Annotated in this window: 19 protein-coding genes; 15 read left to right on the top strand and 4 right to left on the bottom strand. The window is 68.3% G+C overall.

The features are described 5' to 3' along the window. Position 1: 1 nt before the first annotated feature. From DFR31_RS08440 to DFR31_RS08420, 5 genes are read left to right on the top strand one after another with little or no spacing between them, the layout of a single operon-like run. Positions 2 to 991 carry an RnfABCDGE type electron transport complex subunit D gene (locus tag DFR31_RS08440; RefSeq protein WP_121442247.1) on the top strand — a complete coding sequence of 330 codons (990 nt, stop codon included), beginning with the start codon at positions 2 to 4 and terminating at the stop codon, positions 989 to 991. Continuing rightward, positions 988 to 1,623, top strand: coding sequence for an electron transport complex subunit RsxG (gene rsxG, locus DFR31_RS08435; RefSeq protein ID WP_211328273.1), 636 nt, complete (start codon positions 988 to 990; stop codon positions 1,621 to 1,623). Before DFR31_RS08440 ends, rsxG begins: the two co-directional genes overlap by 4 nt. 10 nt (positions 1,624 to 1,633) lie before the next feature. Beyond that, entirely contained in the window at positions 1,634 to 2,311 is a 678-nt protein-coding gene (locus tag DFR31_RS08430; RefSeq protein ID WP_121442246.1) for an electron transport complex subunit E, read from the top strand. A gap of 28 nt (positions 2,312 to 2,339) precedes the next feature. Continuing rightward, a complete protein-coding gene (gene nth, locus DFR31_RS08425) occupies positions 2,340 to 2,975 on the top strand; it encodes an endonuclease III (protein WP_121442245.1) in 636 nt (211 codons plus the stop codon). Between the two features lie 17 nt (positions 2,976 to 2,992). Then, positions 2,993 to 3,442, top strand: coding sequence for a DUF1841 family protein (locus DFR31_RS08420; RefSeq protein ID WP_121442244.1), 450 nt, complete (start codon positions 2,993 to 2,995; stop codon positions 3,440 to 3,442). Between the two features lie 6 nt (positions 3,443 to 3,448). Here DFR31_RS08420 and DFR31_RS08415 read toward each other — a convergent pair whose 3' ends face one another. From DFR31_RS08415 to thiE, 3 genes are all read right to left on the bottom strand, one after another. Then, positions 3,449 to 5,440: a VTT domain-containing protein gene (locus DFR31_RS08415; protein ID WP_121442243.1), complete on the bottom strand. Its 1,992-nt coding sequence runs from the start codon at positions 5,438 to 5,440 to the stop codon at positions 3,449 to 3,451. Positions 5,441 to 5,507: 67 nt separating this feature from the next. Then, entirely contained in the window at positions 5,508 to 6,797 is a 1,290-nt protein-coding gene (gene hemL, locus DFR31_RS08410; RefSeq protein WP_121442242.1) for a glutamate-1-semialdehyde 2,1-aminomutase, read from the bottom strand. A 60-nt stretch (positions 6,798 to 6,857) separates the two neighbouring features. Further along, positions 6,858 to 7,517, bottom strand: a complete 660-nt coding sequence (thiE, locus tag DFR31_RS08405) for a thiamine phosphate synthase (protein WP_121442241.1) — start codon at positions 7,515 to 7,517, stop codon at positions 6,858 to 6,860. A 124-nt stretch (positions 7,518 to 7,641) separates the two neighbouring features. On the opposite strand from thiE, the gene DFR31_RS08400 reads away from it, so the two are divergent. After that, positions 7,642 to 7,812: a rubredoxin gene (locus DFR31_RS08400; RefSeq protein WP_121442240.1), complete on the top strand. Its 171-nt coding sequence runs from the start codon at positions 7,642 to 7,644 to the stop codon at positions 7,810 to 7,812. A 36-nt stretch (positions 7,813 to 7,848) separates the two neighbouring features. On the opposite strand, the gene DFR31_RS08395 is transcribed toward DFR31_RS08400, so the two are convergent. Next, on the bottom strand, positions 7,849 to 9,174 hold the full coding sequence (locus DFR31_RS08395) for an MFS transporter (protein WP_121442239.1): 1,326 nt from the start codon (positions 9,172 to 9,174) through the stop codon (positions 7,849 to 7,851). A 125-nt stretch (positions 9,175 to 9,299) separates the two neighbouring features. On the opposite strand from DFR31_RS08395, the gene DFR31_RS08390 reads away from it, so the two are divergent. From DFR31_RS08390 to DFR31_RS08350, 9 genes are all read left to right on the top strand, one after another. Further along, positions 9,300 to 10,637 carry a DEAD/DEAH box helicase gene (locus DFR31_RS08390; RefSeq protein ID WP_121442238.1) on the top strand — a complete coding sequence of 446 codons (1,338 nt, stop codon included), beginning with the start codon at positions 9,300 to 9,302 and terminating at the stop codon, positions 10,635 to 10,637. 20 nt (positions 10,638 to 10,657) lie between these two features. Continuing rightward, positions 10,658 to 11,278 carry an acyl carrier protein phosphodiesterase gene (locus DFR31_RS08385; protein WP_121442237.1) on the top strand — a complete coding sequence of 207 codons (621 nt, stop codon included), beginning with the start codon at positions 10,658 to 10,660 and terminating at the stop codon, positions 11,276 to 11,278. A 90-nt stretch (positions 11,279 to 11,368) separates the two neighbouring features. After that, positions 11,369 to 12,322 carry a TAXI family TRAP transporter solute-binding subunit gene (locus DFR31_RS08380; protein WP_121442236.1) on the top strand — a complete coding sequence of 318 codons (954 nt, stop codon included), beginning with the start codon at positions 11,369 to 11,371 and terminating at the stop codon, positions 12,320 to 12,322. A gap of 66 nt (positions 12,323 to 12,388) precedes the next feature. After that, positions 12,389 to 14,506 (top strand): TRAP transporter permease, encoded by a 2,118-nt coding sequence (locus DFR31_RS08375; RefSeq protein ID WP_121442235.1) that lies wholly within the window; start codon positions 12,389 to 12,391, stop codon positions 14,504 to 14,506. Positions 14,507 to 14,621: 115 nt separating this feature from the next. Beyond that, positions 14,622 to 15,050, top strand: coding sequence for a CBS domain-containing protein (locus DFR31_RS08370; protein WP_121442234.1), 429 nt, complete (start codon positions 14,622 to 14,624; stop codon positions 15,048 to 15,050). A gap of 16 nt (positions 15,051 to 15,066) precedes the next feature. Beyond that, on the top strand, positions 15,067 to 15,900 hold the full coding sequence (locus DFR31_RS08365) for a motility protein A (protein ID WP_121442233.1): 834 nt from the start codon (positions 15,067 to 15,069) through the stop codon (positions 15,898 to 15,900). Continuing rightward, the gene (locus tag DFR31_RS08360; RefSeq protein WP_211328272.1) at positions 15,890 to 16,675 is read left to right on the top strand and encodes an OmpA/MotB family protein; all 786 of its coding nucleotides are present in this window, start codon (positions 15,890 to 15,892) and stop codon (positions 16,673 to 16,675) included. Before DFR31_RS08365 ends, DFR31_RS08360 begins: the two co-directional genes overlap by 11 nt. 81 nt (positions 16,676 to 16,756) lie before the next feature. Beyond that, positions 16,757 to 17,905: a GGDEF domain-containing protein gene (locus tag DFR31_RS08355; protein WP_121442232.1), complete on the top strand. Its 1,149-nt coding sequence runs from the start codon at positions 16,757 to 16,759 to the stop codon at positions 17,903 to 17,905. Beyond that, positions 17,902 to 18,585: a rhomboid family intramembrane serine protease gene (locus DFR31_RS08350; protein ID WP_121442231.1), complete on the top strand. Its 684-nt coding sequence runs from the start codon at positions 17,902 to 17,904 to the stop codon at positions 18,583 to 18,585. The genes DFR31_RS08355 and DFR31_RS08350 overlap by 4 nt, the downstream gene beginning before the upstream one ends. Positions 18,586 to 18,770: the final 185 nt, after the last annotated feature.

The raw sequence follows: 18,770 nt of genomic DNA, 5'->3' as shown, positions 1-18,770 counted from the left end.
CCTGGAATTCCCCCGCCGCAGTTCGCCGCATCAGACGGGCGCATCGGGCGTGGCCGCGGTCATGCGCCAGGTGCTGTATGCGCTGGTGCCCGGCACCCTGGCACTGGCCTGGTTCCAGGGCACCGGGGTGCTGGTACACCTGGCGGTGGCGATTCTCGTGGCCCTGGGCACGGAGGCGCTGGTCATGCGCCTGCGCCGGCGGCCGGTGGCCCCGGCACTGGCGGACGGCAGCGTGCTGGTCACCGGCTGGATCGTGGCCCTGGCCATCCCGCCCCTGGCCCCCTGGTGGGTGACCGCCAGCGCGGTCTTCTTCGGAGTGCTGTTCGGCAAGCACCTGTACGGCGGCCTGGGCTACAACCCCTTCAACCCCGCCATGGTGGGCTACGTGATGGCGCTGATCGCCTTTCCGCGGGAGATGACCTACTGGTTCCCGGCGGCCGCGCCGGGGGACTGGCCGGTGGACGCAGCCGCCGCCATCCGTGCAGTACTGCTGGGGGCCGATGAGGCCACGCTGGATGCCCTCACCGGCGCCACGCCGCTGGACCTGGTGCACGCCGGCACGCCGCCCAGCGGCGTGTTCATGCTCGAGGCCGGACCCGGCTGGGTGGTGGCGCCGCTACTGTTCCTGGCCGGCGGGCTGTGGCTGATGCATCAACGGCTGATTGACTGGCGCATCCCCGTCGCCATGCTCGGTACCATGGCAGTGCTGGCCGCACTGCTCTGGCTGCTGCCGGGTGAACGGCCGGCACCGCTGTTCCACCTGCTGGCCGGCGGCACCCTGCTCGGGGCCTTTTTCGTCGCCACCGACCCGGTCTCCGCCGCCACCACGGTGCGGGGCCGCTGGATCTACGGTGCCGGGATCGGGGCACTGGCCCTGCTCATCCGCGAGTTCGGCGGCTACCCGGATGGTGTCGCCTTCGCGATCCTGCTGATGAACGGCGCCGCACCCTTCATCGACTACTGTTTCCGGCCACGGAGGGGCACGGGATGACGTTGCGCAACATCCTGCTGGCCGGCGCTATCCTGGGCGGCTTTGCCGCCGCGGGTACCACGTTGGTGGTGATCACCCACGAGTTCACCGCAGAACGCATCGCCGACGAACGCGAGGCCACTTTGCTGCAGCGGCTGAACGAGGTGCTGCCGGCGCACCTTTACGACAACGCCCTGCACGAGGACACCCGGCAGGTCCCGGGAGACGCGCTGGGCCGCCCGGGGGAGTCGCTCACCGTCTACCGGGCCTGGCAGGGTAACGAGCCGGTGGCGGCGATTCTCACCGTGGTGGCACCGGATGGCTACAACGGACAGATCCGACTGCTGATGGGCGTCATGCTGGACGGCACCCTCACCGGCGTGCGGGTGGTACAGCACCAGGAGACGCCCGGACTGGGCGATCTCATCGAGGCGGACCGCTCCGACTGGATCCACGATTTCGCCGGGCGACGGCTCGGCGACCCGCCCGCCGAGCGCTGGACGGTAGAGCGGGATGGCGGCGATTTTGACCAGTTCACCGGGGCCACGGTGACCCCGCGCGCGGTGGTCCATGCCGTGCGGCGGGGGCTGGAGTGGTTCGAGCGCCACCAGACTGCCGTGTTCCCGGAACTCGACGACCCCCACCGAGGCTGAGAGGCGTCTCATGAGCACCGACGCGTTACCGACCACCGAAGCCCCCCGCGCCCCCTCCCCTTTCCGAACGCTGTCCCGGCAGGGGCTGTGGGAGAACAACCCGGCGCTGGTGCAGTTGTTGGGGCTCTGTCCGCTGCTGGCGGTCACCGGCACCGTGGTGAACGCGGCCGGGCTGGCCCTGGCCACGCTGCTAGTGCTGGTGGCCTCCAACCTGACGGTGTCGCTGATCCGCCACCATGTGCGATCGGAGGTGCGCATTCCGGTGTTCGTCCTGGTGATCGCCTCCTTCGTGACCGCCGTGGAGCTGATCATGGAGGCCTGGTTCCACCCGCTCTACCTGGTGCTCGGCATCTTCATCCCGCTGATAGTCACCAACTGCGCCATTCTCGGCCGGGCCGAGGCCTTTGCTGCCCGCAATCCGCCGGGGCGCGCGGCCCTGGACGGGCTGATGATGGGCGTGGGTTTCGGCGCCGTGCTGCTGGCCCTCGGCGCCCTGCGCGAGCTGCTCGGCCAGGGCACGCTGCTGGCCAACGCCCACCTGCTGTTCGGCGAATTCGGCCACCGCCTTCAGATCACGGTTATCCCTGACTACCCGGGCTACCTGCTGGCACTGCTGCCGCCGGGGGCCTTCATCGGCCTGGGCCTGCTGCTGGCGGGCAAGAACTGGCTGGACCAGCGCGGCAATTGACCCTGCAGATCGGTTATCATCCCGCATCATGACCAAGGCAAAGATCAAGGCACTGTTCAGCCGGCTCCGGGAACACATGCCCGAGCCCACCACCGAACTGGAGTACAGCACCCCCTTCGAGCTGCTGGTGGCCGTCGCCCTGTCCGCCCAGGCTACCGACGTGAGCGTCAACAAGGCCACCGCCAAGCTCTTTCCGGTGGCCAACACGCCGGAGGCCATCCTGGAGCTGGGTGAGGAGGGGCTCAAGCAGTACATCCGCAACATCGGGCTGTACAACAGCAAGGCGGCCAACGTCATCAAGACCTGCCGAATCCTGCTGGAACGGCACGGTGGCGAGGTGCCGCGCGACCGCAAGGCCCTGGAGGCCCTGCCGGGCGTCGGTCGCAAGACGGCCAACGTGATCCTCAACACCGCCTTCGGCGAGCCGACCATCGCGGTGGACACCCACATCTTCCGGGTCAGCAACCGCACCGGTCTGGCCCCGGGCCGAACGGTGCGCCAGGTGGAGGACAAGCTGCTGCAGGTGGTACCGGAGGAGTTCAAGCGGGACGCCCACCACTGGCTGATCCTGCACGGGCGCTACACCTGCGTGGCCCGCAAGCCCCGCTGCGGGGCCTGCGTCATCGAGGACCTGTGCGGCTACCCGGACAAGGTCGACCCCTGACCCCTGCGGAGGCACTGATGTTCTTCACCGACCGCGAACAGATGCGCCGTTTCTACCTGGACGCCTGGCGCAAGTACCAGGCGGGGCAGGTGCTCCAGCCGCTGGAGGCCATGGTGGGCGAGGTGGTCGCCCAGCACCCGGAGTACCACAAACTACTGGAGCAGCCCGACAAGGCCCTGCAGCGCGATTACCTGCCGGAGGATGGCGAGACCAACCCCTTCCTGCACATGGGCATGCACATCGCCCTGCGCGAGCAGGTGAGCACCGACCGCCCGGCCGGTATCCGACGCATCCACCACAACCTCAGCCAGGCCCTGGGCGATCCGCTGGAGGCCGAACACCTGATGATGGAGCCGCTGGCCGAGGGGCTTTGGCAGGCCCAGCGGGAGGGGCGCGAACCGGACGAAGCCGGCTACCTGCGGGCCTTGGAGCAGCTCGAGCGACGCCTCGCGCGGCGGCGACGCTGACCCGGCTCAGCGTTGCGGCTCCGGCAGGGGCCGGAGGAGCGGCATCACCCGTGCCGGCAACCCCGGCTCCACCCGCAGTAGAGCCCCCTCACCGGCCAGCAAGACCGCCAATTCCTGCTTTTCGGCCATGTCCACCGGCAGGCCCTCGGTCCATACCACGGGCCAGCCCGGGTACACCCGCTCCTGTTCCAGACTGCCCAGCCAGAGCTGCTGCGGCGTATCGACCAAGTGCAGGGTCGCCGGCCACAGCCGGAGCACCCAGCGCTTGTCCTCGGCCACCGGCAGCACCCGGACCAGCGCCGGCAACCGACCGCGGTGCCAGCGGGGCAAGGGCGGGAAGGCCTCCAGCCCCGGCTCCGGCTGCAACCAGCGCAGGGCACCGGTCAGGCCCCGATCCGGCGCCTGCCACCCCGCCTGGTCCAGCTTGCGCTCCAGCTCACTGGGTCCGGTGAGCCACTGGAAGTCCACCGGCCGTCGCCCGCCATCCAACCAGCGCTGCTCCCGCCCCTGTCCGGCCGGCAATTCACCGGTCAGCCAGTCGGACAGGGTGGCGACGGGCCAGCCCGAAGAGAGCGCGATGCGCTCGCGCAGCAGATCGGTGTGCTGCACCGCATGCAGACCACCAGCGAGGACGAGCACGGCGACCACCAGCAACGGCAGTGGCCGTTCCGGCCGGCGCCGACTGGTGTTCAACCGGGCGAGCACCACCAGCCCAGCGGCCACCGCCCCGAGCAGGAACCCGCCCAGCGCGTCCACCACCCAGACCCGGCCTACCAGTACGGCCGCCCCGGCCACCCCGAGCAGGACCAGGCCACCGAGCAGCAGCAAGGGCCGCCGCAGCACGCCGTAGGTGGCGGTGGCCAGCACCACGCTGGCGATCAGCAACGCTGCCAGCGCCGCCATGTCGGGGTCGGGAAAGTGGTGGGCCGGCGCGCCCGGGTAGAGGGGTTCGACATCGATGGCACCCAACCACCAGCCCAGGCCCCAGCCCCCGGCCCAGGCCAGCACCACGGCCCCCCCCAGGGCCAGGACCACCCGGACCCGGCCCTGCAGGATCAACCACAGCAGGCCGATAGCCAGCGCTGGCGCCCAGGCGGCGGCATCCACCAGCAGGGCCGGCAGCCAAAGCGCCTGGTGTAAGCCGGCCGGCAGCAGGAACTGGAAATAGCCGAGGATCGACTCATCCGGCAGTGTGGGCCCGCCGAGCAGCCAGATTCGGGTACTCAACACCGCCAGCAGGGCCACGGCCACCCACCATAGCCGCCCGAGGTGATGGCCCAGCGCGCGGAACGCCTGCCGTGAGGGCCACAGGGCCTGGCCCAGCAGCGGGTGCATGCGCCCCCAGCGTCGGGCCTGCCACGCGAGCCGCGTCCCCCAGCGACGGAGCAACCGGCGCAGGTGCCGGTGCCAGACCCACCAGAGCAGCCAGAGCGCGAGCAACACCATGGCCAGCAGCAACAGCAGCCGGGTGGTCACCGCCATCGCAACGGCCATGGAGGCACCCAGTACCATCCCGGGAAACAGGTAGGCCGGTGCCCAGACCACAGCGGAGAGCAGGTTCGCCAGCATGAACCGGCCCGGCGGCATGTGCATCATTCCCGCCACGGCGGGGATGATGCCGCGGATGGGCCCGACAAACCGGCCGAGGATGACGCTTTTGGCGCCGTGGGCCTGGAAGAAGGCGATGCCCTTGTCGAGCACCCCGGGGTAGCGACGCAGCGGCCAACTGCCCCGTAGCCAGGGCCCGTAGCGCGCACCCAACCCATAGCTGACAGAATCGCCCAGCACCGCGCCACAGTAGGCCGCCGCCAGGCTGGGCCAGAGCGGCAGATGGCCGCCACCGATCAGCACCCCGGTGGCAAAGAGCAGCACCGCCCCGGGGACGATAAGCCCTGCACCGACCAGCCCCTCGGCGAAGGCGATCAGGAACAGCAGGGCCAGCGCCCAACCGGGGTTGGCGGCCACCCAGTCCAGCGACGCGGCAAGCCACTCGGTCATGACAACCGGCCCCGACCCGGCATAGAGCGGGGTACCGGCCCACCGGGCCGGCACCCGCGACGCCGGCTCAGCGGCTCGCCACCCGGGCGAAGGCCTTCTCCGCCGCCGCCAGCGTCTGTTCGATGGCCGGGGTGTCGTGGGCGGTGGACAGGAACCCCGCCTCGAAGGCGGAAGGCGCCATGTACACCCCTTCGTCCAGCATGGCGTGGAAGAAGACCTTGAAGGCCTCCAGGTCGCAGGCCTGTACGTCCTCGAAGGTGGTCACCGGCGCCTTGTCGGTGAAAAACACCCCGAACATGCTGCCCGCCTGGTTGAAGGAGACCGGCACGCCCGCCGCCTGCGCACGCTCGCGTAGCCCGTCGATGAGGGTCGCCGTGGCCTCTTCCAGGGAGCGGTGCACCTCCGGCGTGTCGACCAGCGAGAGGTTGGCAATGCCGGCCGCCATGCCCACCGGGTTACCGGAAAGGGTGCCCGCCTGATAGACCGGCCCCTCGGGCGCCAGGCTGGCCATGATATCGGCCTTGCCGCCGAAAGCGCCCACCGGCATGCCACCGCCGATGACCTTGCCCAGGCAGGTGAGGTCGGGGGTGATACCGTAACGGCCCTGCGCGCACTGCACCCCCACCCGGAACCCGGTCATCACCTCGTCGAAGATGAGCACGCTGCCGTGATCGTCGCAGCACTCGCGCAGGGCCTCCAGAAAGCCGGGCACCGGGGGCACGCAGTTCATGTTGCCGGCCACCGGCTCGACGATCACCGCGGCAATCTCGTCACCCATGCGGCCGAAGCACTCGCGCACCGCCTCCGGGTCGTTATACGGCAGGGTGATCGTCTGTTCCACCACCGCCTCCGGCACCCCCGGGGAACCGGGGATGCCCAGGGTCAGGGCGCCGGAGCCGGCCTGCACCAGCAGGGCGTCCACGTGGCCGTGGTAACAGCCGCGGAACTTGATGATCTTCTCCCGACCGGTATGCCCGCGGGCCAGGCGCAGGGCACTCATGGTGGCCTCGGTGCCGGAGTTCACCATGCGCACCCGTTCCAGGCTCGGCAGCATGGCCTTCAGTTTCTCCGCCATGCGCACCTCCAGCTCCGTGGGGGCGCCGAAGGAAAGCCCATGGGCCGCGGTCTCCTGCACCGCCCGCACCACCTCCGGGTGGGCGTGGCCGGCCACCATCGGCCCCCAGGAGCAGACGTAGTCCACGTAGCGTTTGCCGTCCTCGTCGTACAGATACGGCCCCTCGGCGCGGGCGATGAAGGGCGGCTCACCGCCCACGCCGGTAAAGGCGCGCACCGGGGAGTTGACGCCACCGACGATGTGCTGGCGGGCGCGTTCAAAGAGCTCGTGGGAGCGCTGCATGGGGATCTCCTCAGGCATTGTCCGGATGGGTGAATGCGTCGCTGCGCCGATTGTATCAGGCTAGCCGGCGGCCTCGCCGTCACGGAACAGCGGCGCATAGGCGCGGGCCGCCGCCGTCACGTCCGCGGCCCCGAAGACGTCGCTGATCACAGCCAGCGCATCGGCCCCCGCTGCCACTACCGGCCCCGCCTTCGCCGCGGTGATACCACCGATGGCCACCACCGGCACCTGCAGGCGGGGGCGCACGGCACGCAGCATCTCCGGGGTGGCCCGCACCGCGTGCGGCTTGGTCGGTGACGGGAAGAAGGTGCCGAAGGCCACGTAATCGGCTCCCTCCGCCTGCAACTGCACGGCACGCTCCGGGTCGTTGTAGCTCGACGCGCCCACCAGCCGCTCGGGCCCCAGGGCGGCGCGGGCATCGGCGACGGCCCCATCCTCCCGGCCCACGTGCACCCCGTCGGCCGCCACGGCGACCGCCAGTTCCACGTCGTCGTTGACGATGAACAGCACGCCGTGGCGCCGGCAGAGTGCCGCCAGGGCCTCCGCCTCGCCCAGCCGCCGGGCCGCATCGCGCCCCTTGTCCCGGTACTGCACCATCCGTGCGCCGCCGCGGATGGCCTGCAGCACCCGCTCGGGTAGCCGTGCCGGCGGCTGCAGACCGGCGTCAGTGATCACATAGAGCCCCCGGACCCGGCGGCGGAGCTGTGCGCGCTGCGACATGGCTTTTCCTGAGAAATATTCAAGGTTACAGTTGCATTCTGCCTCGGGATCCTGCCCCCCAAGGGGTGACGTTCCGTCAGGCATACACGGCAAACGCTCACAGCTAACTGTAAAGGGTTTAACGATGGAATACCGCTCCTGGATGTGCGTGGTCTGCGGCTGGATCTACGACGAGGAAGAGGGGTTGCCCGAGGAGGGCATCAAGCCCGGCACCCGCTGGGAGGAGATCCCGGACGACTTCAAGTGCCCCGAGTGCGGCGCCACCAAGGCCGAGTTCGACATGATCGAGGTCTGATCCCGCACGCCGTGCCACCCCGGTGGCGCGGCCCCCTCAGGGCGGTGCGGTCACCGCGGCCCGCCGCCCCCGCGCCTCGTCCACCGGCCAACTGACCAGGAACGCCACCGCGAACAGCAGCGCGCAGAACAGGATGGCCAGGTGCAGGCCCACCAGCACCTGCAGCCCCCCCATTAGCACCAGGCTGAAGGCACCGGCCAACTTCAGCGACAACCCCCAGAACCCGAAGAACTCCGCCGCGTGCCCCTGGGGCGCGAAGGCCCCCACCAGAGCCCGCGTGGTGGACTGGCAGGCCCCCAACGCCGAGCCGGCCAGCGTGCCCACCACCAGGAAGACGTACTGCGCCTCCCAGTTCACGCCCAGCCAGTCACGGGCAAAAGCGCTCAGCTGCGGGGTGGCGTAGATGCAGCAGACCGCCACGATCCAGAGCAGCACCGTCACCCGGTAGGTGCGCAGGCCGCCGAGCCGGCCCTGGAACAGGCCGAAGCCCACGGCGCCCACCGCCGCGCTGATCTGCACGATGACGAACATCAGCGTCCGCACCCCCTCGTCCCAGCCGATCACTTGGGCGCCGTAGATGAAGGAAAAGGCGATGATGATGTACATGCCGCTCATGGCGAAGAACGTGGAGAGCAGAAAGACCGCCAGGTCCCGGTAGCCCTTGAGGTTCGCCAGCGTGCCACCCACCCGCTGCAGGCCAAGTCGGACATAGCCCGTGCCCGACGGCAGCGCCCGGGGCCGGCCCCGCTCCCGCAGGAAGATGAACGTGGGCATGGCGGCCACCAGGAAGAAGGCGGCCGCCCACGGCCCCACCCAGCGGATGCGGTCAAAATTCTCTTCGCTCACGTCCCCGAGGTAGAGCAGCACGAAGACCGCCGAGAACATTCCGCCCACGTAGCCCAGCGCCCAGCCGATCCCGGAGATCGCCCCCAGCTTGTCCGGCGGCCCCAGGTCGGGCAGGAAGCTGGCGATGAAGGCCTCGCCGATGGAGTAGGCGAAGTTGGAGATGATGATCAGCAGGACGCCCAGCATGGCGTAGCCCGGCGCCACGAAGTAGAGCGCAGCGGTGGCCACCACGGTCAGGAGGTAACTGGCGAACAGGAACTGCTTGCGCCGGGCGGTGTAGTCCATCACCGCCCCGGCCACCGGCGAGCAGACCACCACCAGCAGGTAACTGGTGGCCAGCGCCAGGCTCCAGAGCAGGTTGCCCAGGCGGTAATCGGGCCCGTCCCCCACGATCACCCGCGTGAACAGGTCCCCGAACACCACGGTGATAATGAGCAGGGTGTAGGCCTGGTTGGCGAAGTCGAACATCGCCCAACCGAAGATCTCCCGCTTGGGTGCCAGCGCCCTGTCCGTCATCCATCACTCCCCGTTTGCATGACCGCCCCGGAGGCTAGCGTGCACGGCGCGCGGCGCCCCCCTGACCGCCACCCAACCGGATAAAGGCGAGAAAAGCAAACCGATTTCCGGTAACCTACGCGCCCATGAAAAACGAACACCTCTCCGATACCCGATTCGACACCCTTGGCCTGCACGACTCGCTGATGGACGGCCTCCAGCGGGCCGGCTTCGAGTACTGCACGCCCATCCAGGCTGCCACCCTGCCGAAGGCCCTCGAGGGGCGCGACATCGCCGGCCAGGCGCAGACCGGCACCGGCAAATCGGCCGCCTTCCTGCTCGCCACCATGCAGCGTCTCATGACCGTGCCGGTGGAGGAAGGCAAAGAGGGCCCCTGGGCGATCATGCTGGCCCCCACCCGCGAACTGGCGCTGCAGATCCACCGCGACGCCCTGCAGCTGGGCCGTTACACCGGGCTGAAGTGCGCTGCGGTCTACGGCGGCACCGGCTACGAAGCCCAGCGCAAGCAGCTGGAAGAAGGGGTCGATATCATTATCGGCACCCCGGGGCGGATCATCGACTTCTACAAGCAGCGCGTCTTCCAGCTCGACCACATCGAGGTGTTGGTGCTGGACGAGGCCGACCGCATGTTCGATCTGGGCTTTATCGCCGACATCCGGTACCTGATGCGGCGCATGCCCAAGCCGGATCAGCGCATTAACCTGCTGTTCTCGGCCACCCTCTCCCACCGGGTGATGGAGCTCGCCTACGAGCACCTGAACGACCCCGAGGTGGTGCGTATCGAGTCCGAGCAGATCACCGCCGACCGGGTCCGCCAGAAGCTCTACCACGTTTCCAAGGACGAGAAGATCCCCCTGCTGCTGGGCCTGGTCCAGAACGAGGAGGCGTTCAACCGCTCGATCATCTTCGTCAACACCAAACGGGCCGCCGACCGGGTAACGGGCTACCTGCTGGGCAACGATATCGAGGCCGCGGTCATCTCCGGGGACATCCCGCAGAAAAAGCGCGAGGCCCTGCTCAAGCGTTTCCAGGACGGCGAGCTGCGCTTCCTGGTGGCCACCGATGTGGCTGCGCGGGGGCTGCACATCGAGGATGTCTCCCACGTTATCAACTATGACCTGCCCCAGGACCCGGAGGACTACGTCCACCGTATCGGGCGGACCGCCCGCGCCGGCGCCAGCGGGGATGCCATCTCGCTGGCCTGCGAGGAGTACGTCTTCTCCCTGCCCGATATCGAAAGCTATATCGAGCAGCGCATCCCCGCTGAAATGCCCTCGAGCGAGTTGATGGTCGAGCCCAAACCGCCGAAGCGCATCCAGCGCAGCCGGCCCGGCGGCAAGGGCGGCCGCGGCGGTGGTCGCCCCGGTGGCGGTCGCCGCCGCCCGGGGGGCGGGCGCCGCAATGGGGGCGGCAACGGCGGTGGTAAAGGGGGCGACTCCGGCGGCGGCCCCGGCAACGGCTGACACCCCGGACCGGGGCCCGCATGAACCACCTGGCCCACCTGCAACTCGCCGATGGCCCCGCCGAACGGCTGGGCAACCTGCTGGGGGACCACGTCCGCGGGCGTCTCGACCCCGCGCGCTGGAGCGGCGGCGTTTACCGCGGGCTGCACCTGCACCGGCGCATCGACAGCCTGGCCGACCACCACCCGGCCGCGGCCCGATTGCGCCGCCGCTTCCCGCAGGGCCAACGCCGGTACGCCGGCATCCTGCTTGACCTCTGCCACGATCATTTCCTGATCCGCCACTGGTCCGCGCTGGAGGACACCCCCCTGCGCGAGTGGACCGGTCAAGTCTACGCCGAACTGGCGGAGAGCCGGTCGGCCATGCCTGCCCCGCTGCGCGATGCCCTGCCCACCATGATTGAGCGAGACTGGCTGCGTGCCTGCACCCGGCTGGACGGTCTGGAGCAGGTGCTGGCGCGCATCGCCCAGCGCTTGCGCCGTCCCCGGCCCTTGCTGGACGCGGGCGCCTGGCTCAGGCCGTTTTACCCGGAACTGGAAGGCTGTTTTCTCGAGCTTTACCCGGCGGTTCGGGCCACCGTGAGCCGCGAGCGGGCCCGTCTCCGTGTAGAAATGCGTGCATCGGGCCGGCCGGCAGGCTAGATTGATACGCAGGCGCCCACCGCCGGTCCCGAACCGGTCCCCCGTATAACTCCAGGCGCCCTGATCCGATCATCCGAGGAGGAAGGAGTCATGCGTCGATCCAGTCTGATCGCCCTGTTCACCCTGCTGGCCGCCAGCCTGGTCGCCCTGCCCGTCCAGGCCCGCGACCTGACCTTCGGCGGTGCCTCCATCACCGGCGTCTATTACCAGGTCGCGCAGCACGGGTGCCGCCTGCTGGAGCAACACAAGGACGACTACAATTGCGTGGGCCGGCCCACCCAGGGCTCGGTGTTCAACATCAACGCCCTCTCCCAGGGCTCCATCGACTTCGGAGTCGCCCAGTCGGACCGCGCCTGGCAGGCCATCAATGGCGAGGCGGAATGGGAGCGGCGCGGTGCCTTCGAGGAGTTGCGCAGCCTGTTCGCCATGCACCCGGAGACGGTGATGCTGGTGGTGCGTGCCGATAGCGACATCCACTCGGTGGAGGACATCCAGGGCCATACCATCAACATCGGCAACCCGGGCTCGGGCCAGCGCCGCAACGCCATGGACGTGCTGGAGATCTACGGTATCGACCCGCGGGACGACATCCGCGCCCGCAACCTGCAACAGCACGAGGCCTCCCGCGCCCTGGTGGACGGCCAGGTGGACGGCTTCTTCTACACGGTGGGCAACCCCAGCGCTGCCATCGAGGAGCCGGCCAACTCGGTGGATATCCGCATGATCCCGATCAACTCGGATGCCATCCGCGAGTTCGTGGAGGAGCGGCCCTACTACGTGATGACCGCCATTCCCGGTGGCACCTACCCCGGCGTGGACGAAGACATCGAAACCTACGCCGTCACCGCCACCGTGGTGACCCATGCCGACATGGACGAGGACGTGGTCTACGACCTGACCGCCGCCGTGTTTGAACAGATGGATGACCTGCGCAACGCCCACGCCGCCTTCCGCCACCTGGAGCCCGAGGCCATGATGGAAGGGGTCTCGGTGGACCTCCATCCGGGCGCCCTGCGCTACTACGAGGAACAGGGCTGGCGCTGAGCCCCGAGGCCCGCCCCATTCCCCGGGGCGGGCTCCACATCCAACCATTCCAGGCTCACCCCTTGAATGAGTGAACGTGATGGTCAGCAGCAGGCCCGGGCCATGGCCCAGGCCGTGGAGACGGGTGCGCGGCAACCCCGCGGGCGCATCGCCATTGCGGCCATCACCCTGCTCTGCCTGGCCTGGTCGGCCTTCCAGCTGGCCATCGCCTGGGACCCCATCGACACCCAGATCGCCCGGGTCTGGCACCTCGCCTTTGCCATCACGCTGGCCTTCCTGCTCTTCCCGGCCCGCCACCGGCCTGCGCCTCGTTGGCTGCAACCTCTGCGCCGGATCGGTCTGTTCCTGGACAACCGCCATCGCATTCCCTGGAGTGACATCCTGCTGGCCCTGACCGCGGCCGCCGCCACGCTATGGATCTGGTGGGACTACGAGGAGATTCTCTGGCGCGCGGGGCTGCCCGAAACCCAGGACATCGTCTTGGGGATTGTCCTCGTCGGGCTACTGCTGGAGGCGGCGCGGCGGACCCTGGGCTGGGCTCTGCCGGTGCTGGCGGCGCTGTTCCTGGCCTACTGCTTCGCCGGCCCCTGGATGCCAGGGTTACTGCGCCACCGAGGTGTTTCCCTGGAGGTCCTGGTCAATGACATGTACCTCAGCGACTCCGGCATATTTGGCGTGCCGCTGGGGGTCTCGGTGGGGTTCGTCTTCCTGTTCGTGCTGCTGGGAGCACTGCTGGAGCGGGCCGGCGCCGGCAAGTACTTCATCGACGTGGCCTACTCCGCCCTGGGCAGCCTGCGCGGTGGCCCGGCCAAGGCGGCGGTCTTCGCCTCCGGGCTGACCGGGTCGGTGTCGGGGTCGTCCATCGCCAACACCGTCACCACCGGCACGTTCACCATCCCGCTGATGAAGCGGGTGGGGCTGCCGCCGCACAAGGCGGCGGCGGTGGAGGTGGCCGCCTCCACCAACGGCCAGCTGATGCCGCCGGTAATGGGCGCGGCAGCCTTCATCATGGCGGAGATCGTCGGCCTGCCCTACCTGGACGTGCTGCGGGCGGCGATCATCCCGGCGCTGGTGGCCTACATCGCGCTTTTCTACGTGGTGCACGTCGAGGCCTGCAAGGAGAACGTGGCGGTGGTGCCGCGCAGCCAGCTGCCGCCCTTCTGGTCCACCCTGCTGCGCGGCCTGCACTACCTGGTGCCACTGCTCATGCTCATCTGGTTCCTGGTGGTGATGCGCCGCTCGCCGGTGGCCTCGGCGCTGCTCGCCATACAGGCCACCATGGTGATCATGCTGGTGCAACGGCCGATACTCGCCTACCTGACCCACCAGCGGCTGGGCGCCCCGGCCCCGCTCCACCGGGTCCTCGGGCAGGCACTGCTGGGAGGTGTGGGCGACATTCTGCGCGGCATGATCGGCGGGGCACGCAACATGGTGGCCGTGGGCGTGGCCACCGCCACCGCGGGCATCATCGTCGGCGTGGTCAGCACTACCGGGCTGGTGGGGCGGTTCGTCAACGTCATCGAGGTGCTCTCCATGGGCAGCCTCTACCTGATGCTGGGGCTCACCGCGCTCACCTGCATCATCCTCGGCATGGGCCTGCCCACCACCGCCAACTACATCGTCATGGCCACCCTCACCGCGCCGGTCATCGTGCAACTGGGCGGCGATATGGGGCTGCTGATCCCGGTGATCGCCGCCCACCTGTTCGTCTTTTACTTCGGGATCCTCGCCGACGACACACCGCCGGTGGGGCTGGCGGCCTATGCCGGGGCAGCCATCGCCCAGAGCCCACCGCTGCAGACCGGCGTGCAGAGCTTCAGCTACGACCTGCGCACCGCGATCCTGCCCTTCGTGTTTGTTTTCAACACCGAGTTGTTGATGATCGCCGGGCTGGACGACGGCGGCCGGATCATCTGGCAGACCGACCCGGTGATCATCGGCTGGACCTTCCTGACCGCGCTGGCCGGGCTGTTCGCCCTGGTCTCGGCCATCGCCGGCTACGCCGGACGCCACTGCAACGGCCTGGAACGCCTGGCCCTGGTGGGCCTGGCTCTACTGCTGTTACGGCCGGACTGGCTAGCCGACCCGAGTGGCCTGGCCCCCTGGGTGGTACAGTTGGGGTGTCTGACGCTGTATGGTGCGCTGTACAGCTGGCAGCGGTGGCGGGCGCCGGTGCCCGCCTGAGAAGGCTTGCTCACTCCCCTTACCCGCAGGCCAGCAAAGTGCTAGTTTTCGCTTAACACCTTTGCCACTCATCCTTCGCTAACCAGCCGGGGATCACGGAACAACCGGAGCGACCATGTACGAGTTCGTGAATTACCAGGTCAAGGACTACATGACCCGCAGCCCCTGCACCATCAGTCCGGACACCGAGTTGCGGGAGTTGGAGGCGCTGTTCTCCCGGCACGATTTCAACGGCGTGCCGGTAGTGGATCAGGACAACACTTTGCTGGGCGTGGCCACCAAGTTCGACCTGCTCAAGGCCTTCACCTTCCAGCCCACGGCCATGATCCCGCCCTACGAGGCCATCATGTCGCGCAAGGTGGCCGATTACATGACCCGCGAACCGGTCACCACCTACCCTGACCGCCCCCTGACCCGGGTGCTGCAGCGGATGGTGGAAATGCGCACCAAGAGCTTCCCGGTGGTGGAAAACGACCAGGTGGTCGGCGTCATCGCCCGCGAGGACATCCTGCGGGCCCTGGAGGACGCCACCCGCGCCAACTGAGCGCCAGGGAGACGGCATGAACCCATCCACCCTGATCGGCATGCTCGGCGGCCTGGGCATGCTGGTCGCCGTGCTCTTCTTCGCCGCCGAGGAGCCGACCGCCTTCATCAACCTGCCGGGCCTGGCCATCGTGCTCGGCGGCACTTTCGCGGCCACCTTCCTCAGCTACCCGCTGAAGGAGGTGCTGCGGGTGTTCGGGCTGTTCGGAATCGTACTGCGCAACGAGCGGCTCTATACCCGGGACGACATGGAGGAGCTGATCCAGATCTCCCGGCTCTGGCTGCGCGGCGATATCCGGGCGGTGGAAAACGCGCTGGACAAGGTCTCCAACCCCTTTCTGCGCACCGGGGTGCAACTGCTGATCGACCTCACCCCCGAGGAGGACATCCTCGACCTGCTGCAGTGGCGCATCTCCCGCCTCCGGGCCCGAGAGCGCGCCGAGGCGCAGCTCTTCCGGGTCATGGCCAGTTTTGCGCCGGCCTTCGGCATGATCGGCACCCTGGTGGGGCTGATCAACATGATGTTCATCCTGGACGAGGGGGACATCGCGGTGATCGGCCAGCACATGGCCGTCGCGCTGCTCACCACGTTCTACGGGATCCTGTTGGCCAATATGGTCTTCAAGCCCATCGCCGTGAAGCTGGAACGGCGCACCGAGCAGCGGGTGGTGCTGATGAACATGGTGCTGCAGGGGATCTCCATGATGTGCCAGAAGCGCAATCCCACCCTGATGCGTGAGACGCTGAACTCCTTCATGGCGCACTACAAGGACGAAATCCACGACCCCAGCATCCGGCTGGACACGGAGAACGGGGCCCAGGAGGCGGAAGGGGCCGGCCGTGGCCGCTGAGGAACCCGCAGGCGGCCAGGCCAGCTCCGCGGTGCACCGGGGGCGCTTCGCCCAGTGGCACGTGGAGCCGCCCGAGGACCAGGAGGGGGAGAGCTGGCTGCTGGTCTACCTGGACGTGATGACGCTGTTGCTGGTCATGTTCGTCGTGATGCTGGCCTTCATCGACGATCACGCGGGCGTGACGCCGCAGGATCCGGGCATTTTCGCTGGCCAGACCGGGGTGGGCGAGGCCGTCCCGCCCACCGGGGCGCCAAGCGTGCTTGAGGGCGAAAGGGGCCCGCTGGACGCCCATCCGGACATTCTGGACCCAATTGAAGAGCCCGAGCACCGGCCGGAGGAGTCCGCCGACCCGGCCATGCAGGCGGAACTGGATGCCCTGGGCGATGATATCGACGTCCTGGTAGAGGCGGGGAGCATCAGTTTCCGGATCAGCGACGAGATCCTGTTCCCCTCCGGCGAGGCGGAACTGACCGACGAGGGTCTGGACGTCCTCGGTCAGCTGGTCCCGGTGCTGCAGGCCAGCCCCCACCGGATCACCGTGGAGGGCCACACCGACAACGTGCCCATTGCCACCGAGCGTTTTCCGTCGAACTGGGAGCTGTCCACCGGGCGCGCGACCCGCGTCGTGCGTTTTCTCCAGGCGCAGGGCATCGACGCCCCTCGCCTGCAGGCCACCGGACTGGCGGAGACCCGGCCGATTGCCGATAACGCCACCCCCGAGGGCCGGGCCCAGAACCGGCGGGTGGAACTGGTGCTGCAGACTGCAGGGGAGTGATCCGACCCGCTTTGTGGTCCGTCAGGATTGCAGGCATACTTGACCGGCTTACCCCTACGAACCAAAGGGCATTAACACGGAATGATCAACAAAGCCCCCAAGCACCCCTTCAGGCTCTGGCTCCAGGGATTGAGCCTGCCTGATCTCCTGGACGTCCGGGGCCATTCCCCGGACTTCTCCGGCTCACGCGCCGGCTATATCAACACCCGGATCCAGCCACTGGCACTGGTGCTCGCGCTGCTGATCCCCGCCTGGATCCCGGTGGACGCCCTGTTCATGCCTCAGGGCGAGTTCATGGTGATGGCCGGGCTGAGAGTGGTCGCCGGCACGGCGCTGCTCGTGCTGTTTTTCGGTTGCGCACGCAATCAACTGACCTTGTCGCAGGCCCGGTTCCGGCTGGCGGTGCTGATGACCGCGCCACTGCTCCTGTATGCCGCCGCCCGGCTGGTGCTCAACGGCGACGTGGCACCGGGGCTGATCCTCGGCTACTCCTTCTTCCCCGTGCTTACAGTGGTCATGCTCACGGTCTTCCCGCTGACCCTGCGGGAGGCGGCCAGTTTCACCCTGCCCGTGGTGCTGCTCTACGCTGCCCTGGAGGTCGCGCTGGGCCGGAGCACCGACCTGCAGAGCATGGGCGGGCTCTGGCTGCTGGTGCTGGTGACCCTGGTGGCCATCTGGTCGGTGATGGGCCAGCTCCTGATGCTGCTGCGCCTTTACCGCCAGGCCACCCGCGACCCGCTGACCGGCCTGTTCAACCGCCGGGCCCTGACCGAACAGATCGAACTGGAGCGGGCACGCAGCCGTCGTCACGGCCGACCGCTGACCGTGCTGCTGTTCGATCTGGACCGGTTCAAGCGCATCAACGACACCCACGGCCACCTGCTGGGCGACCGGGTCCTGCAGACGTTTGCCCGGGTGGTCGAGGACAACCTGCGCGAAACAGACCACTTCGGACGCTGGGGCGGTGAAGAGTTCCTGGCCGCGCTGCCGGAGACCGGGACCGAGGGGGCGCAAACGGTAGCGGAACGCGTGCGCCAGGCCTGCGAACAGGCCACCCTGCCCCTGGCCAACGGACAACGCCTCGGCTTTACTACCAGTATCGGTGTGGCCACCCTGCAGCCGGAAGAAAGCCTGGATTCCCTGTTCAACCGGGTGGACGAGGCCCTATACAATGCCAAGGCGTACGGCAGAAACCGCGTGGTAGAGGCAGAGGCCCCGACCAGAGAATGAATATCCCCGCTGAACCCCGATTCACCCTGTTCCCGCCGGTCATCACCTTCCTGCTGATCGTCAACGGGGTGGTGTTCCTGCTGCAGGGGTTCATGGGGCCGATGCTCATCACGCATTTTGCCCTGTGGCCGCTGGGCACCCCGGAGGCCATGCCCTTCATGGGCCGGCTGACCCAGGTGCCCGACTTCCAGGTCTGGCAACTGGTCACTTACGGCTTTCTCCACGGCGGGCTGTTTCACCTGTTCGTGAACCTTTTCGCCATGTGGATGCTGGGCGTGCAGGTGGAGAACGCCTGGGGCTCACGGCTTTTCGCCATCTACTTTCTCATCTGCGTGATCGGGGCCGGGTTGGTGCAACTGGTGGTGGCCACGCAGATGGCCGCCGATGGCGACATTTACCCGACGGTCGGCGCTTCCGGCGGGGTGTTCGGCATCCTGCTGGCGTTCGGCATGATGTTCCCGAACCAGCGCCTGATGCTGATCTTTCTGCCGGTCCCCATCAAGGCCAAATACTTCGTCCTGGCCTACGGCGCCTTCGAACTGTTCGCCGGCATCACCCGGACCGATGCGGGCATCGCCCACTTCGCACACCTCGGGGGCATGGTGGTGGGGCTCCTGCTCATCCAGTACTGGCGCGGACGGCTGCCCATCAAACCGCGCCGCCAGGTTTTCTGGTGGTAGGCCCTGTGGCGTCGCCACCAGGGGCCGAAAAACGAGTGATCCGATGGGTATTCTCCGGTGGGCCTTGTCCGCTACCTTAGTGACTCACACGGATTACATGTTCCAATCCACAGAATGGACCCCCATAATCAGGGCACCCGGTCTGGCGGTCACGCCGCTGTGATAGGCTTTTGCCATCCCCTGGT

It is taken from the genome of Alkalispirillum mobile (assembly GCF_003664325.1).
In the GTDB taxonomy this organism is placed as follows: domain Bacteria; phylum Pseudomonadota; class Gammaproteobacteria; order Nitrococcales; family Halorhodospiraceae; genus Alkalilimnicola; species Alkalilimnicola mobilis.
This window is presented reverse-complemented; position numbering and strand designations above follow the sequence as displayed.